This is a genomic window from Actinokineospora terrae (assembly GCF_900111175.1).
Classification (GTDB): domain Bacteria; phylum Actinomycetota; class Actinomycetes; order Mycobacteriales; family Pseudonocardiaceae; genus Actinokineospora; species Actinokineospora terrae.
In genome coordinates this window covers 1-15,953 of record NZ_FOGI01000007.1, presented here as the reverse complement: position 1 = coordinate 15,953, position 15,953 = coordinate 1, and the positions used below count along the sequence as shown (strand labels likewise).

The window sequence follows — 15,953 nt, the reverse complement described above, 5'->3', positions numbered from 1 at the left end:
CCGACCACCGCGTGCCCGCGCTGGTCGGGTAGCACCACACCGTCCCCGGCGAAGGCGGCGGTCCTGGCGGCGGGCCGGGGCCGCGGCCCGAACCGCAGTTCCCCGTGCCCGGTCTCACGCCGGGTGGTCGACCCCGTGATCGGGAGCCGGAGTCCTGCGCGCGCGATCAGCGCGGCGAACACGGGGGTCGGGATCGCGTCGGCGACCCGCTTCGCCCGGAACTCCGGGGCAGCCAGTGGTGAACGCCCACCCATCATCCCCCCACCACGTCGACCTCTCGGCATTCCCTACCCGGATCACCGCCGACCACGGTACGTCCCCACCAGGCTACTTTCCGCCGAATCGGAAGAGGACAGCCGAACGGAGCAGATACCCACCGATCGGCCGAACTCCGAACCGTGCCCCACTGGTCTATACCTATGCGGTGTCGGACTGTCGGGCGGGCGCCGGGAGCACTAGATTCCTCTCGACAACCGGCCGCGCCCGCCGGAGGAACCGGAGATTCACCGAGGAGGTCAGGTCCATGACCGAGCAGTCCGGTCAGACACCGACGCTGGACAACCTGTCGACGGAGAGCCGGGTGTTCGCCCCGACCGACGAGTTCAGCGCGGCGGCCAACGTCGGGGCGGCGGCCTACGAGCAGGGCGCCGACGACCGCGAGGCGTTCTGGGCCGAGCAGGCCGAGCGGCTGAGCTGGGACACCCGCTGGGAGCGGGTGCTCGACTGGGACGACGCGCCGTTCGCCAAGTGGTTCGTCGGCGGCAAACTGAACGTGGCGGCCAACTGTGTCGACCGTCACGTCGAGGCGGGCCTGGGTGACCGGGTCGCCATCCACTGGGTTGGCGAGCCGGGTGACAGCAGGACGATCACCTACGCCGACCTGCTGCGCGAGGTCAGCAAGACGGCGAACGCGCTCGCCGAGCTCGGCCTCGAGCCGGGCGACCGGGTCGCCATCCAGATGCCGATGATCCCCGAGGCCATCTACTCGATGCTGGCCTGCGCCCGGCTCGGCCTGGTGCACAGCGTGGTGTTCGGCGGGTTCTCCTCGACGGCGCTGCGCTCGCGCATCGACGACGCCCAGGCGAAGCTGCTGATCACCTCCGACGGGCAGTACCGGCGCGGCGCGCCCGCCCCGATGAAGGACAACACCGACGAGGCGACCGCGCACACGCCGTCCATCGAGCACGTGCTGGTGGTCCGCCGCACCGGTGGCGAGGTCGGCTGGACCGAGGGCCGCGACCTGTGGTGGCACGACCTGGTTGATCGCCAGTCGGAGACGCACGCGGCGCAGGCGTTCGACGCCGAGCACCCGCTGTTCATCCTCTACACGAGCGGCACCACGGGGAACCCCAAGGGAATCCTGCACACCTCGGGCGGTTACCTCACCCAGGCCTCTTACACCCATCACGCCGTCTTCGACCTCAAGCCGGAGACCGACGTGTACTGGTGCACCGCCGACATCGGCTGGATCACCGGGCACTCCTACATCGTCTACGGTCCGCTGTCCAACGGCGTGACCCAGGTCGTCTACGAGGGTACGCCGAACACCCCGCACGAAGGTCGACACTGGGAGATCATCCAAGAGCACCAGGTGTCGATCTACTACACGGCACCGACCTTGATCCGCACCTTCATGAAGTGGGGCGCGGACATCCCGGCTGGCTACGACCTGTCGAGCCTGCGGGTGCTCGGCAGCGTGGGCGAGCCGATCAACCCGGAGGCGTGGATCTGGTACCGGGAGAACATCGGCGCCAACCGCACCCCGATCGTGGACACCTGGTGGCAGACCGAGACCGGCGCCATCATGATCAGCCCGCTGCCCGGGGTGACGCACACCAAGCCGGGCTCGGCGCAGCAGCCGCTGCCGGGCATCTCGGCGAAGGTGGTCGACGACCAGGGCGTCGAGGTCGCCAAGGGTGGCGGCGGCTACCTGGTGCTCGACCAGCCGTGGCCGTCGATGCTGCGCGGGATCTGGGGCGATGACGAGCGCTACCGCGACACCTACTGGTCGCGGTTCACCGACCTGGGCTTCTACTTCGCCGGTGACGGCGCCAAGTACGACGCGGACGGCGACATCTGGCTGCTCGGCCGGGTCGACGACGTGATGAACGTCTCCGGCCACCGGATCTCCACCACCGAGGTCGAGTCGGCGCTGGTGTCGCACCCGACGGTGGCCGAGGCCGCGGTCGTCGGCGCCAGCGACCCGACCACCGGCCAGGGCATCGTCGCGTTCGTCATCCTGCGCGGCTCGGCGAAGCCGGACGACAGCACGGTGAAGACGCTGCGCGACCACGTGGCCACGGAGATCGGCCCGATCGCCAAGCCGCGGCAGGTCTTGATCGTCAACGAGCTGCCGAAGACCCGCAGCGGCAAGATCATGCGCAGGCTGCTGCGCGACGTGGCGGAGAACCGGGCCATCGGCGACACCACCACGCTGGCCGACTCGGCGGTGATGGACCTCATCAGCTCCGGGTTGAAGTCCGCCCCCAGCGAGGACTGAGACGCCCACCCGGACGCCCCCTGCCCTACCGGGTGGGGGGCGTCTCGGCGCGCAGGGTGGCCAGCAGTTCGGTGATGGCGTGCATGATCCGCTTGGTCGCCTCGTTGATGGTCTCGCGGTCGGTCCCGTTGAGGTCGGATAGGTCTACCGGGTCACCCGCGACGATGTCGACCGTCTTGCGGGGGAACAGCTTCGGGAACTTGGCCGTAGCGGGCAAGAGCGCGTGTGTCCCCCAGTTCACCACTGGGACGACCGGCGCTCCTGTCTCTAGCGCCACTCGGGCCACACCGTTCTTCACCTTGCGCGACGGCCAGTGGTTCTCGTCGTCGGAGAACCCTGCCTCGGGGAAGAACATCACGCACTCCCCCTTGTTCACCGCCTCTACCGCGCCGAGGTAGGCGTGACGGGCCTGCGCGGTGTTGCGTTCCACGGGGATGTGGCCGCCTCCCGTGAGGACCCGCTTGACCAGCGGGATGCGCCACAGGCTCGCCTTGGCCAGGTAGCGCGGGATGCGTCCGGAAGCCAGGGAGAACGCGGTCACGGTCACCGGGTCGGCGAACGACAGGTGGTTCGACGCCAGGAGTACGCCACCGGACTTGGGGAGCTTTTCCCCGCCGCGGAATCGCAACCGGGTGACCACGGCGAGCAACGGCCAGATGAGGTCGATGGCGAAACTGAACCAGAACCCCCTGCCCCGGCGCGGGACGCGGAACATCAACGCGAGGGCACGCCAGGTCGGCATGGGTTTGTTCGAGTCAGACACACCACAATCTTCGGTCATCACACCGACAGGTCTTGGTGGAACCACCCATGTTGCGCGAAGAATGCCCGGGTGAGCACCGAGAGCGACGGCCGCGTCCCGCACGAGGGTGAGCCGCACCACAACGGACTGGCCGGGCGGCTGAACTGGTTGCGGGCCGGGGTGCTGGGCGCCAACGACGGCATCATCTCGACCGCCGGTCTCGTGGTCGGCGTGGCGGGGGCGACCGCGGACCGGACCACGATCCTGGCCGCCGGGGTGGCCGGGCTGGTGGCAGGCGCGCTGTCGATGGCGGGCGGCGAGTACGTGTCGGTCAGCACCCAGCGCGACACCGAGCTGGCGGCGTTGCGCAAAGAGGAACGCGAGCTGCGGGAGATGCCCGAGGCCGAGGAACGCGAACTCGCCGAGATCTACGAGGCCAAGGGGCTGTCCCCGGAGCTGGCGACGCAGGTGGCGCACGAGCTGACCGTGAAGGACGCCCTCCACGCGCACGCCGAGGCGGAGCTGCAGATCGACCCGGACAACCTCACCAGCCCGTGGCAGGCCGCGTGGGCGTCGTTCCTCTCGTTCGCCGTTGGCGCTCTCATCCCGCTGATCGCGATTGCCGTACCGCCCGTGGACGCGCGAGTGCTCACCTGCATCGCGGCCGTCGTAGCCGGTCTCGTGCTGACTGGTTACGTCAGCGCCAGGCTGGGCGGGGCGGTCGCTAGGCGCGCTGTCTTGCGGAACGTCGTAGTGGGCGTGCTGGCGATGGTGGTCACCTACTTCGTAGGAGTGCTGTTCGGCGTGACTGTGGGCTAGCGCGGCACTAGGGTGGGAACCAGGTGCGCCGGGAAGTCTGGTCGGCAAGTGGTCCAGCCATGCCTAGGAGCAGCCCTTGTCGCACCGCCGCCGTCCATCGCCGCCCGCCGCGCTGACCGAGTTCGCCCGCTACCTGCGGACCGAGACTGTCGGCGGGGTCGTCCTGCTCGTGGCCGCCGCCGCGGCCCTGGTGTTGGCGAACTCGCCGCTGTCCGGTGTGTACACGGCGGTGCGCGATGTCGAGTTCGGTCCGCACTTCCTGCACCTGAACCTGACTGCGGGCGAGTGGGCCAAGGACGGACTCCTGGCGCTCTTCTTCTTCGTCGCGGGCCTGGAGCTCAAGCGCGAGTTAGTGCTGGGCGAGCTGTCTGACTTCAAGGCGGCGATCTTGCCCGTTGTCGCTGCCGTCGGCGGGATGGTCGTCCCAGCCCTGGTGGCGCTAACGGTCGCGTGGGGTGATCCGCGCGCGGGCGACGTGTGGGCGGTACCGGTGGCGACGGACATCGCGTTCGCGCTGGGCGTGTTGGCGCTAACGGGGTCAGGCATGCCCAGCAGCGCGCGCGTGTTCCTGCTCAGCCTGGCCGTAGTGGATGACCTCGGCGCGATCCTTCTGATCGCCGTCTTGTTCACCAGCGGGCTCAACCTCATCGCCGCGGCGGTGGCGGCCGCGTTGCTGGGGCTCTATGCCTACCTTCAGCACCGCCGGGTGACCTCCGCATGGATCTATGTGCCGCTCGCGGTCGCGGTGTGGGTCGCGGTCCACTCCTCCGGGGTCCACGCGACGATCGCCGGTGTGGCGTTGGCGTTGCTCACGCGGGTCAAGAAGGACTCCTACGAGAGAGAGGCACCCGCACTGCGCTTGGAGCACCGGCTCCAGCCGTGGTCAGCGGGGCTCGCGGTGCCGGTCTTCGCCTTCTTCGCCGCCGGGGTCTCGGTCGGCGGGGATGTCCTGCGGCAGTTCACCAGCGACAAGGTCGTCTTGGCCGTGTTCGCCGGGCTCGTGGTCGGCAAGCTGGTCGGCATCACCGGCGCCGCGCTGCTCGCGGTCCGCCTCAAGCTGGCCACCCTGCCCGCTGACCTGGGCAAACGAGACCTGGTGGCGGTCGCCATGCTCGGCGGCGTCGGCTTCACCGTCAGCCTGCTGATCGCCGAACTCGCCCTCGACCCCGCCGACGCCGACCTGGCCAAGGCCGCGGTGCTGGTCGCCTCCGCGGTGGCCGCGCTGCTGGCCGCCGCGCTCCTGGTCGGTCGGGGACGGGCGCGGCGGCGAAACGCGGAGGGTACCGCCCGCCCGGCCTCCGATGACCGAGCATGGCACGATGACGCAGGTGACCAGCGCGCACGGAAAAGCAGACGGTTCGGGGCTGCCGCAAGTCCCCTCGATCCCCCTCGCTGACGACCGCGCCATCGCGGCAGCGGGCGAGCAGTCCATCGGGCACCTGGTCAAGGACGCGACCACGCACCTGTCGACCCTGGTGCGGGCCGAGGTCGAGCTGGCCAAGTCCGAGGTCACCAAGGAGGTGAAGAAGGGGATCAAGGGCAGCGTCTTCTTCATCATCGCGCTGACCGTGGTGCTCTACAGCTCGTTCTTCTTCTTCTTCGCGCTGGCCGAGCTGATCGCCGACCTCGGCGTGGTGCGCTCGGGCGCCTTCGCCATCGTGTTCGGCTTCATGCTGGTCGTCGCGGCGGTCTTCACGCTGCTCGGCATCCGCAAGCTCAAGTCGCTGCGGGCGCCGGAGCGCACGATCTCCTCGGTCAAGGACACCGCGGCCGCGTTGACCCACCGCGGCGACCGCCAGTCCTGAGCGACCACCCGTGCCCGCCCACCCGGATCCCTCGGTCGTCCGCATCGATGGACCGTGGGCGCACCGCGACGTGCACGCCAACGGCATCCGGCTGCACGTCGCCGAGACCGGCGAGGGCCCGCTCGTCCTGCTGCTGCACGGCTTCGCCGGGTTCTGGTGGTCCTGGCGCGACCAGTTGACCGCGCTGGGCGATGCCGGGTTCCGGGCGGTCGCCGTCGACCTGCGCGGCTATGGCGACTCCGACAAGCCACCCCGCGGCTACGACGCGTGGACGCTGGCGGGCGACGTGGCGGGGCTGGTGAAGTCCCTCGGTGAGCCGAAGGCCCACCTGGTCGGCCATGACTGGGGCGGGCAGCTCGCCTGGACCGTCGCCGCGCTGCACCCGCGCGTTGTGCACTCCTTGGCGACCATCTCGGCCCCGCACCCTCTTGCCCTAAGAGGACAAATCCGCCGCACGGCCCTGCGCAAGGCGCCGCGGAATCAAGCCCGAGCGATGCGACACCTGTTCGCCGCCCAGATCCCGATGCTGCCCGAGCGGCGCATCACCCAGGACGGCGCCGCGCTCGTCGAACGTCGGATCCGATCTTGGTCCGGCCAGTACTGGTCGGGGCTACCGGAAGCCGCTGAGCGCTATCGGACCGCGATGCTGGTTCCCGGTACCGCGCACAGCTCGCATGAGTACTACCGGTGGGCCGCACGATCCCAACTCCGCAGCGAGGGTCGACGGTTCACCGAGGCCCTGGGTCGCGAGATCGAGGTTCCGGTCTTCCAGCTCTACGGCGCTGACGACCCGTGTGTACTACCTCGCACGCGCATCGCGTCAGGACAGTGGATCGGTGGCACTGCCGAGCACCACGAGCTGCCCAAGGTCGGGCACTTCCCACACGAAGAGGCGCCAGCAGCGACCAACGCGCTGCTAACGGCCTTCGTGAAGGGTTAGCTCGAACAGCGCCCGGTGCCAACCGGTTCCCGCAGTGCCGCCGCTTGGCCGACCTCCGCGCGCACCTCGGCCGCGGTCAACGCGTAACCGGTCTCCGAGTCGTCGATGGCCGCGCCGAACACCACGCCGATCACCTCACCGGCGGGATTGACCAACGGACCGCCCGAGTTCCCGCTGAGCACCTTCGCGCGCAACGTGAACACGTCCCGGTTGACCGTGTTCGCGTCGTAGATGTCCGGTCCCCGCAGGGGGATTCGGTCGCGGACACGAGCAGGCGCGGCGGTGTAAGGCCCGTCGAGGGGGTAACCGAGCACGATGCCGTCTTGGCCGCTAGAGGCGTCGCCTTGGGCGAACGGTAAGGCCTGTGCCCTCAGTGCGGGCACGCTCAAGATGGCCAAGTCGGTGTCGGGGTCGTAGTGCACGACGGTGGCCTTGAGTGTGCGGTCGCCCGACTCCACGCTGACCTCGTTGGTGCCCGCGACGACGTGCGCGTTGGTCATGACCCGCTGCGGTGCGACCACGAAGCCGCTGCCCTCCAACGCCCGCTCGCACGACGGCGCCTTGGCGTTGACCTTCAGCACGCTGGGCCGCACCCGCTGCACCACCTCGCTGGCCTGCAGCGCCGGGTCCGGCGGGTCGACCTCCTTGTTCGGGGTCCGGTTGAACGGGTCCACCGCGGCCGGGAAGCCGGAGACGTCGAGCAGTTGCCGCAGCTCGTTCGGCAGGCCCTTGGCCGCCTGCGGCATGACGTCGTTGACCCCGCCGAGCACCGCGGAGTTGTTGATCGCCGAGGCCAGCCCGGGCAGCCCGCCGACCGTGGTCAGCGGCAACGCGATCAGCCAGGCGACCACGAACACCACGGCGCCCTGCACGACCGCCCCGAGCGCGCTGTCCACCCCGGCCAGCTTGGGCGAGGAGATCTTCTGCCGGATGGTGCGCCCGATCCACACCCCGAACGTCTCGCCGAGCGCCACCAGCAGCACGAACACCGCGACCGCGAAGGCGACCCTGGTCGGCGTCGAGTCGATCTGCTCGACCACCAGTGGCGCCAGCTTGATCCCGGCGACCGCGCCGATCAGCACCCCGATGAAGGCGGGCAGCGCGGTCACCACACCTTGGCGCGCACCGGACACCGCTGCCAGCACCGCGAGCGCGACCACCAGGACATCCACCCAGTTCACGACTGGACCCCCGCTCCGACCGCGCGCCACGCGGCGTCGAGGTCGCGCACGTCGCCGGTGTCCCACGGCCGCTCCCAGCCGCCCACGGCCAGCAGCATCGTCAGCAGACCCGCGGTGAAGCCCCAGATCAGCATGCCCGGCGCGGCGAACGCGGGACCGACGTAGCCGCCGGAGTGCGCGACGCGGAACCGGTTGGCCGGGTCGGCCAGGTGCGAGATCGGGATCCGCGCGACCGCCTGGGTCTCCGCGGGGTCCACGGCGCGCACGGGGCTCGGTTCGGCCCAGTGCGCCAGGACCGGCGTCACGTCGAACCCGGACACCGGCACGTGCAGCGTCGGCAGCAACGCCACCGGCCGGACCCCGGCGGGGTCGAGCCCGGTCTCCTCGACGGCCTCGCGCACGGCGGTGTCGACCGGTCCCCCATCGACCGTTTCGGCGCCGCCGCCCGGGAAGGCGACCTGGCCGGAGTGGTTGCCCCCGGTGTCGGCGCGCAGCTGGAACAGCAGGTCGGGGCCGTGTTCGGCGGTCTCACCGAGCAGCATCAGCACCGCGGCGGGGCGGGCACCGGGGCCGGGCGCGGCGAACCGCTTCCACAGCCCGAGGTCGAGGTCGGCGGTCGCGGCGACCACCGGGCCGAGCCAGTCCGGCAGCCCACCCGGGTCCACCAGCGGTCCATGCGTGCTCATCGGCCCCCTCCGACGTGGCGGTCGACGACGGAGCGCACGTCGTCGACCGACCGGAACAGCCGCGGCTGCGTGATCAACGTGGCGGTGCCGTCCGCCGCCACCAGGTAAGAGGCGGGCAACGCGTCCGGCACCCTCAGGCCGCGTTGGACCTGCCCGTCGCGGTCGAGCAGGTTCGGGAAACGCACCCCGAGCGCGCTCAACAGGTCTAGCGCGTCCTTGTCCTGACTCTGTACCGCGATCCCGACGACCTCAACCGCGCCGGGACCGGTCGCGTACTCCGCGAGCAGCGGGAGTTCGTCGCGGCACGGCATGCACCAGGTAGCCCACACGTTGACCAGGACGGGTCGGCCACCGAACACGTTGCCCGCGACTACCTGCGCGCCATCGGCCAGACATTCCGCGTGAGCGTCAACGAGGCTTTGCACACCCGCGCCGGTCGGGCACGCGGTGAGCGCCGCAGCCGCCCTAGCCGCTGTGAGGTCCGGTCCTGGGGGTGGGGGCGCGGTGGGTTCAGCTCCGCGAGGCCATACCGCCACTGCCCCGGCGACCACCAGGATCACCGCGACCAGCGCCCACCTCGCGGCTGTGCTCACTCGGTCGGCTTCCCCGGCCGGTAACCCTCACGGGTCCGTTCGGCAAGCGCGATCAGATGCGGTCCTTCGGCTCCCTTGACCAGCTTCGCGGCCTGCTCCGGCTCGGTAGGACCGGCACCGAAGGACGGGCAGTCGCGATAGAGGAGACAGGCGCCACAGGCGGGCTTACGCGCGTGGCAGACCCGGCGGCCGTGGAAGATCACCCAGTGCGACAGCATCGTCCAGTCCTTGCGCGGGACTAGAGCGCCGATCGCGTGCTCGACCTTGACCGGGTCCTCTTCCTCTGTCCAACCCCAGCGGCGGACAAGCCTGCCGAAGTGCGTGTCCACGGTGATCCCGGGTACGCCGAACGCGTTCCCCAGGATCACGTTCGCGGTCTTGCGGCCGATGCCTGGCAGCTTCACCAGCTCGTCGAGCTTCCCGGGCACCTCCCCGCCGTGCTTCTCGACGAGCGCGGCACCAAGACCGATCAGGGACGTCGTCTTGTTGCGGTAGAACCCCGTCGGCCGGATGAACTCCTCCAGCTCGGTGCGGTCGGCGGAGGCGTAGTCGGCAGCCGTGCGGTACCGGGCGAACAGGGCAGGAGTGGTCAGGTTGACCCTGACGTCCGTGCACTGCGCCGACAGGATCGTCGCCACGGACAGCTCTAACGGATTGGTGAAGTCCAGTTCGCAATGCGCGTCCGGGTAGCCCTCTGCGAGCGCTCGGGTCATGCGGCGCACCCTGCGGGTCAGGCCTAGGTCGCGCCCGGTCTCCTCGGCTGCTGGCCGGGGCGGGCGTCGGGTGGTCGGCGGCACCTCGCTAGCCTACGGGCCGTCGGACAACCCGGGATGTGCCCCGGACGTCAACCAGGGTGACAACGGCGCCGGGGCCGGAGGCGGACCCGGGGCCAGCGGTTACGGAGCGAGGATCGACGACACATGGCTGTCTGGTTCGTGTTCGCGGTACCTTTGGTGATCATGTTCTTCGCGCTGTTCATGGAGCGCGTCGAAGCCCGGCTGCGGCACGTGGCCGTGCAGGAGACCGATGTCGAGGAGTTCCTCGAGTCGGCGCGGCCGGACGAGGTGCGGGCGCTCTACGGGCACGGCATCGGTCGGGCGCTGGAGCTGTTCCGGCTGCGCAGGCTGGGTGGCCGTGCGGCCAAGCGCGGTCGCCGGGGCGGGGCGTAGGCGCTAAGGTCATGCGGCTGGGTGCGTGAGCAGGCACGTCACGGGTGGTTCCGACCACCGCTAGGCGGCGAGCCGACGGGAGATCCCCGAGCAACGCCCTACACTGTATGTCGTGATCGACGCTGGCGGGAATGCGCCTGCGTCGGGTGGAAATTGGAGGACCGAGGTGGACGAGACCCTGGCCCGTGCGGGCATCTTCCAAGGGGTCGAGCCGGCCGCGGCCGAAGCGCTCGCCCAGACGCTGGAAGCCGTGGAGTTCCCGCGCGGGCACGTGATCTTCGCAGAGGGTGAGCCGGGGGACCGGCTCTACATCATCCAGTCCGGCAAGGTGAAGCTCGGCCGCAAGTCCCCGGACGGCAGGGAGAACCTGCTCGGCATCTTCGGCCCGTCCGACATGTTCGGCGAGCTGTCGATCTTCGACCCCGGTCCGCGCACGTCCACGGCGACCACGGTCACCGAGGTCCGCGCGGTCACCATGGACCGGCCCGCGCTGCGGCAGTGGATCGCGACCCGCCCGGAGATCGCCGAGCAGCTGCTGCGGGTGATCGCCCGGCGGCTGCGCAGGACCAACGGCATGCTGGCCGACCTGATCTTCACCGACGTGCCGGGCCGGGTCGCCAAGGCGCTGCTGCAGCTGGCCCAGCGCTTCGGCAGCCAGGAGGCCGGGCTGCTGCGGGTCACCCACGACCTCACCCAGGAGGAGATCGCCCAGTACGTCGGCGCCTCCCGGGAGACCGTCAACAAGGCGCTCGCCGACTTCGCCCACCGCGGTTGGCTGCGGCTTGAGGGCAAGAGCGTGCTGATCCTGGACCCCGAGCGGTTGGCCAGGCGCGCGCGTTAGAGCTGACACGGCAAGAGGACCCGGTCTGGGTAGACCGGGTCCTCTTGTGCGTTCGTGGACGGAAGGCCGGGCGCCGCCCCCGACGCGGCGCACCGACCTCCCGCTGTTGCGTGAACCATCCCCCGACGGCTCACGCTCCCCGCCCCTCCGACCAGGCCCCGACCTGCTACCGGAGGGAACTCGTGGTGGGTTCCCCATGGGGCAGCCCGCACACGGCGCCCCACCCATCCTTGAGCGGTTTCACCCTCAAGGACTCACCGCAGGCCCTGAACGTTGCCCGGGTTCACGGAGAATCCCCGCTTCCGTTACTGAACCGAGATATACCCCACAGCGGAGTGGCGGAAACCACCGGGTAAATACTGGTACGGCCGTACCGGAAAATGCATACTGGTACGCATGTCCCAGTCTGCCGGTCTCGCCGACTACCGCGCTGCCCTCACCACCCCGGGCGCTCGGGGGCCCGCGCTCGCCTCGCTGCTGGGCAGGCTGCCGGTGGCGATGGTGGGCTTCTCGATGCTGCTCTACATCCGCGAGTCCACCGGCTCTTACGCCACCGCCAGCCTGGTCTCCGCGGGCACGCTGGTCGGTCTCGCCATCGGGTCGGTCGGCCAGGGGCGGATCATGGACCGGATCGGGGCCGCGATCCCGCTGCTGGTCACGACTGCCCTCTTCGGCGTCTTCGTCGGGCTGACCCTGATCGCGACCGAGTCCGGGGCGCCCACCGCGCTGCTCATCGTGCTCGGCGTCGCCGTGGGCATGACCGAGCCGGTCGTCGCCTCCGCGTCGCGGACGATGTGGACCAGGGTCACCCCGGTCGGGCCGGTGCGCGACGCCGCGCTGGCCTACGAGGCGATCAGCATGGAGGTCTTCTTCATCCTCGGCCCCGCCATCTCCGGCCTGCTCATCGCCCTGCCCTGGGCGGGCACCGGCCTGGCGACCGCCGCGGTGTGCATGGTCGTGGGCAGCGTGTGGTTCGCGCTGACCCCGACCATCCGGCGCCACCGGCCGGACCCGGTCGAGCACACGGGCCTGCTCGGTCCGCTGGCGTTCCCGGGGATGCGGACCCTGGCCATCGCGGCCATGGGCTTCGGCATGATGCTCGGGTTCATCGAGGTCGCGGTGCCCGCGGCGGCGACGGCGGCGGGCAACACCCCCGCCGGTGGGCTGCTGCTGGGGCTGCTGTCGATCAGCTCGGTGCTCTTCGGCGTCGTCTACGGGGTCCGGCCGTGGCCGCGGGCGATGAACCTGCGGCTCTCGGCGCTGCTCGCGGTGTTCGCGGTGCTGGTGGCGGTGCTGGCGATCCCGACCACGCTGGTGTGGCTGGCGGTGGCGCTGCTGCTGGTCGGCACCATGGTGACCCCGCAGGCGACCACGCACTCGGCGGCGATCGACCTGGTCGCGCCCCCGACCGCGGCGACCGAGGCGTTCGGCTGGATCATCACCGCGGTCACCCTCGGGCTGGCGCTCGGGCAACTGGTCAGCGGCCAGCTCGTCGAGCACGTGGGGATCTGGTCGTCGTACCTGGTCGCGACGGGTGTCGGGCTGGTGTTCGCAGGCATCGTCTACGCCCGCCGGGCCACCGTCGGCGAACGGGTGCCTGCTCCGGCGCAAGCCCCCGCCATGGCCTGTGGATAACTTCTCCCGGCTGTCGGACCCCGCCGCTACCTTGGCCGCATGGATCTCACCGCGCCCACCGCGGCACTCGCCTCAGCCGCAGCCGACCTCGTCCGGCTCGTGCCGGGCAAGTTCGTCGACCCCGTCCTCAGCGGCGTCCTGCTGACCGCGACGGCCGCCGGGGTGGGGTTAGCGGCCAGCGATCGGGAACGCACCGCGACGGTGTCGTGCGGCGCGGTCACGCACACCGACGGGCAGGTGCTGGTGCCCGGCAAGCCGCTGGCCGAGACGCTGCGGGCGCTGACCGACCCCGAGGTCCGGCTCGTGGTGGAGGGCAACCGCCTCGCCATCCGCGCGTCGGGCGCCCGCTTCGCGTTGCCGCTGCTGGACCACACGCTGCACCCCGGCGTCAGCACGGTGTCCGGACCCGGCGGCACGGTCTCGGGCTCCGCCTTCGCCACCGCCCTGGCCACAGCGGCGAGCACGGCCGCGCGCGACGAGGCCCTGCCGGTCTTCACCGGCGTGCGCATCCGGTCCGAGGGCGAGCACCTGGTCTTACGCGCCACCGACCGGTACCGCATGGCGATCGCCAGCCTCCCGTGGGAACCGGACGGCGAGATCGACGTGATGGTCCCGGCGACGCTGCTGGCCGAGGTGGGCAAGCAGGTGTCCGGTGTGGGCCAGGCCCGGCTGACCGCCGCGGCGAACCAGTTCGGGGTGACGTGGGGTCGCACCGCCGTCACCACCGCCGTGCTGGACGGCAGCTACCTGAGCGAGACGAAGCTCGCCCTGTCCGATGTGGACACCCGGGTCGTCGTGGACGCGGAGTCGCTGGTCGCCGCCACCCGCCGGGTCGCGCTGTACAGCGACGCCCGGGGCGTGGTGAAGATCGAGGTGGGCGACTCCGAACTACGACTGCGCGCGACGGACCACAACGCCGGCGAGGCGGAGGAGTCCGTGAAGGCGACGGTGTCGGGTGGGCGAACCAGTCCGTCGTATCAGTCGCGGTACCTGCTGGACGCGCTGCGGCCGTTCAGCGGGGAGGTCGAACTGGCGATCCAGCCGGGGATGCGGGCAACCGTGGTCACGGCCGTGGAACCCGGGGAGGTGGACCTGCGCTACATCCTCATGCCGATGCTGCCGCCCAAGCCCTGAGCCCGCACCGGTTCCTGACCACAGTGGACATCTGCGGCACTGCGTCGAGTCATCCACCCTGAGCGGCTGACCGACGGTGCCCGGCGCGTGACCTGGTCCCGGCGGCCAGGCGGCGATCCAGTCAGGCGGCGGCCAAGCGGGCGAGCGGTGGTCAGACGGTCAAGCGGGCGAGCGGTGGTCAGACGGTCAGCTGGTGGTCAGGCGGAGGGCCTTGTCCAGGATGCGCTGGACGTGCAGGCCCCGGGCGGCGTCGACTCGGTGGGTGGTGGTGCCGGAGTGGACCATCCGCACGAAGTCGTCGAGCAGCAGGGCGTAGGAGTCCTGGGCGGGGGTCGCGCGGCCCGCGAGCTCCAGGTTGGCAAGGTCGTTCACGCCGAAGACGGCCAGTTCGGTGACCGTGGGGCGGGTCGGCAGCGCCATCGACAGGGTGGCGGTGCTGGTCGGGCCCGCCTCGTGCTGGAGCAGGAGTTGCCAGATGTCCGGCTCGCCCCGGTGGGCGGCCAGGACGTCGGTGATCGGCCCGAGCGCGGCGTCGAGGAGGTCGATGACGTGCGGGCCGATGTCGGCCAGCGCGCCACCGGTGTGCCGCCAGGGCGAGTGCGAGTAGGCGCCCCCGAGCAGCGCGCCGGAGAGCCAGCGCACGCTGCCGCCCGCCCAGCCCTGCCTGGCGTGGATCTCCGCGAGCCACGCCACCACCTCCGGCGCGAACCGCCGGATGAACACCACGATCGACGCCACCCCGGCCCGCTCGACCGCAGCCACCACCCGCTCCGCCTCAGCGACGCTCCCCGCCACCGGCTTCTCCAGGATCACGTGCTTCCCCGCCTCAGCGGCCCGGATCGCCATCTCCCCCTGCACCGACGGCGGAACCGCGAACGCCACCGCGTCCACCCGCTCCAGCAACTCCTCGAAGTCCCCCACGACCGGCGCCCCAAACCCCACCGCCGCCTCCGGCCGCCGAGCCCACACCGCCGTCAACTCAGTCCCCGAATGCCCCACCAACCCCGGCGCATGCACCGCCCCCGCCCAAGGCCCCGCACCGACAAGACCCACCCGAAGCACACCAGCAGCCATGCCCCCATCCTGCGACATCCGCCCCCCACCCAACCGCCCGGGTCACACTCCCCACCCCCACAACGCCAGTCACTGCCGTCCTCCACACCCAGAAATGATCGCGAGACCACCCCCACTCAACGACTGTGAGAGGCGCGCCGGGGCCAAACGTTGCAGAGGCGCACGTTTAAGCCAACGGCCGCGAGGGTCGGGCGGAGCCAAGCGTTCGCGCGGGGCGCCTATGCCAATGTCATAGAGGAATGCATCGGATCAACACCTGCAAGGACTTGGTGAAGACCACGGCCACAAAGGACACGCCTAGCCCAACAATCGTGAGTGCCAGTTCAAGAACAACACCTTCAAGGCGATCGCCAGCCCACACATGCCCTCCAGTGCACTGGCCCACACGCCCCTCCAAGACGTTGGCCCGTCCCCGACCCTCACAGCCGTTGGCCAACCACTCGCCCCGAACAACGTTGGCCAACCACGCACCCCTGAACAACGGTGGCCGACAACCGCTCCTCGGAGTCGCTGGTGCCAACCCGGCTCGATGGGGCGGACTTGTTTTGTGTGGGGGAGAACTGCCCGTAGCGTCGTTCGCGGACAGGGCCATGCTCTTCGGCCCCTGCTTTGCGGTCCTGCCACGGGTGGTTCAGGGGCCGTTGACCTCAACCGGTGATCGCGCCGCCGTGGTTGACCAGCAGTTCGTTCATCTTTTCGATGGGTTTGTACCAGTCGAGGGTCTGGCGGGGGCGGCCGTTGAGTTCGTGGGCCACGTCGTCGAGGTGGGCCTGGGAGTGGACCGAGAGGTCGGTTCCCTTGGGGAAGTACTGGCGGAGTAACCGGTTGGTGTTC

Annotated in this window: 16 protein-coding genes; 9 read left to right on the top strand and 7 right to left on the bottom strand. The window is 70.5% G+C overall.

Translation table 11 applies throughout. The annotated features are described in order from the left end of the window. Nucleotides 1-523: 523 nt before the first annotated feature. Nucleotides 524-2,500: an acetate--CoA ligase gene (gene acs, locus BMY07_RS16540; protein ID WP_092779206.1), complete on the top strand. Its 1,977-nt coding sequence runs from the start codon at nucleotides 524-526 to the stop codon at nucleotides 2,498-2,500. A gap of 25 nt (nucleotides 2,501-2,525) precedes the next feature. Here acs and BMY07_RS16535 read toward each other — a convergent pair whose 3' ends face one another. After that, on the bottom strand, nucleotides 2,526-3,242 hold the full coding sequence (locus BMY07_RS16535) for a lysophospholipid acyltransferase family protein (protein ID WP_092779204.1): 717 nt from the start codon (nucleotides 3,240-3,242) through the stop codon (nucleotides 2,526-2,528). Nucleotides 3,243-3,332: 90 nt separating this feature from the next. Here BMY07_RS16535 and BMY07_RS16530 point away from each other — a divergent pair, with 90 nt between their 5' ends. The 4 genes from BMY07_RS16530 (at nucleotide 3,333) to BMY07_RS16515 (ending at nucleotide 6,806) form a co-directional block, all read left to right on the top strand. Then, nucleotides 3,333-4,061, top strand: coding sequence for a VIT1/CCC1 transporter family protein (locus BMY07_RS16530; RefSeq protein WP_092779202.1), 729 nt, complete (start codon nucleotides 3,333-3,335; stop codon nucleotides 4,059-4,061). 76 nt (nucleotides 4,062-4,137) lie between these two features. After that, nucleotides 4,138-5,457: a Na+/H+ antiporter NhaA gene (gene nhaA, locus BMY07_RS16525; protein ID WP_092779200.1), complete on the top strand. Its 1,320-nt coding sequence runs from the start codon at nucleotides 4,138-4,140 to the stop codon at nucleotides 5,455-5,457. Continuing rightward, the gene (locus BMY07_RS16520) at nucleotides 5,381-5,866 is read left to right on the top strand and encodes a phage holin family protein (RefSeq protein ID WP_092779198.1); all 486 of its coding nucleotides are present in this window, start codon (nucleotides 5,381-5,383) and stop codon (nucleotides 5,864-5,866) included. Before nhaA ends, BMY07_RS16520 begins: the two co-directional genes overlap by 77 nt. Nucleotides 5,867-5,876: 10 nt before the next feature. Next, a complete protein-coding gene (locus tag BMY07_RS16515) occupies nucleotides 5,877-6,806 on the top strand; it encodes an alpha/beta fold hydrolase (RefSeq protein ID WP_177215612.1) in 930 nt (309 codons plus the stop codon). On the opposite strand, the gene BMY07_RS16510 is transcribed toward BMY07_RS16515, so the two are convergent. From BMY07_RS16510 to nth, 4 genes are read right to left on the bottom strand one after another with little or no spacing between them, the layout of a single operon-like run. Then, a complete protein-coding gene (locus tag BMY07_RS16510) occupies nucleotides 6,803-7,987 on the bottom strand; it encodes a MarP family serine protease (RefSeq protein ID WP_092779196.1) in 1,185 nt (394 codons plus the stop codon). The two genes, BMY07_RS16515 and BMY07_RS16510, sit on opposite strands and share 4 nt — an antisense overlap. Then, on the bottom strand, nucleotides 7,984-8,673 hold the full coding sequence (locus BMY07_RS16505; RefSeq protein ID WP_092779194.1) for an NUDIX hydrolase: 690 nt from the start codon (nucleotides 8,671-8,673) through the stop codon (nucleotides 7,984-7,986). The genes BMY07_RS16510 and BMY07_RS16505 overlap by 4 nt, the downstream gene beginning before the upstream one ends. Further along, nucleotides 8,670-9,266: a TlpA family protein disulfide reductase gene (locus tag BMY07_RS16500; protein WP_092779192.1), complete on the bottom strand. Its 597-nt coding sequence runs from the start codon at nucleotides 9,264-9,266 to the stop codon at nucleotides 8,670-8,672. The genes BMY07_RS16505 and BMY07_RS16500 overlap by 4 nt, the downstream gene beginning before the upstream one ends. Then, complete coding sequence (gene nth / locus BMY07_RS16495) at nucleotides 9,263-9,979, bottom strand: endonuclease III (RefSeq protein ID WP_218150680.1); 717 nt, start codon at nucleotides 9,977-9,979, stop codon at nucleotides 9,263-9,265. Before nth ends, BMY07_RS16500 begins: the two co-directional genes overlap by 4 nt. A gap of 207 nt (nucleotides 9,980-10,186) precedes the next feature. Between nth and BMY07_RS16490 the strand changes: the two genes are divergently transcribed. The 4 genes from BMY07_RS16490 (at nucleotide 10,187) to dnaN (ending at nucleotide 14,045) form a co-directional block, all read left to right on the top strand. Continuing rightward, nucleotides 10,187-10,435: a hypothetical protein gene (locus BMY07_RS16490; protein ID WP_092779188.1), complete on the top strand. Its 249-nt coding sequence runs from the start codon at nucleotides 10,187-10,189 to the stop codon at nucleotides 10,433-10,435. Nucleotides 10,436-10,601: 166 nt separating this feature from the next. After that, the gene (locus tag BMY07_RS16485) at nucleotides 10,602-11,276 is read left to right on the top strand and encodes a Crp/Fnr family transcriptional regulator (RefSeq protein WP_018683904.1); all 675 of its coding nucleotides are present in this window, start codon (nucleotides 10,602-10,604) and stop codon (nucleotides 11,274-11,276) included. Nucleotides 11,277-11,672: 396 nt separating this feature from the next. After that, a complete protein-coding gene (locus BMY07_RS16480; protein WP_092779186.1) occupies nucleotides 11,673-12,911 on the top strand; it encodes an MFS transporter in 1,239 nt (412 codons plus the stop codon). 39 nt (nucleotides 12,912-12,950) lie between these two features. Next, nucleotides 12,951-14,045: a DNA polymerase III subunit beta gene (gene dnaN / locus BMY07_RS16475; protein ID WP_092779184.1), complete on the top strand. Its 1,095-nt coding sequence runs from the start codon at nucleotides 12,951-12,953 to the stop codon at nucleotides 14,043-14,045. 186 nt (nucleotides 14,046-14,231) lie between these two features. Here dnaN and BMY07_RS16470 read toward each other — a convergent pair whose 3' ends face one another. Both BMY07_RS16470 and BMY07_RS16465 read right to left on the bottom strand, forming a co-directional pair. Then, entirely contained in the window at nucleotides 14,232-15,119 is an 888-nt protein-coding gene (locus tag BMY07_RS16470) for a Gfo/Idh/MocA family protein (protein WP_425426310.1), read from the bottom strand. Between the two features lie 647 nt (nucleotides 15,120-15,766). Then, a partial coding sequence (locus BMY07_RS16465; RefSeq protein ID WP_425426309.1) for a transposase occupies nucleotides 15,767-15,953 on the bottom strand: 187 nt, incomplete at its 5' end.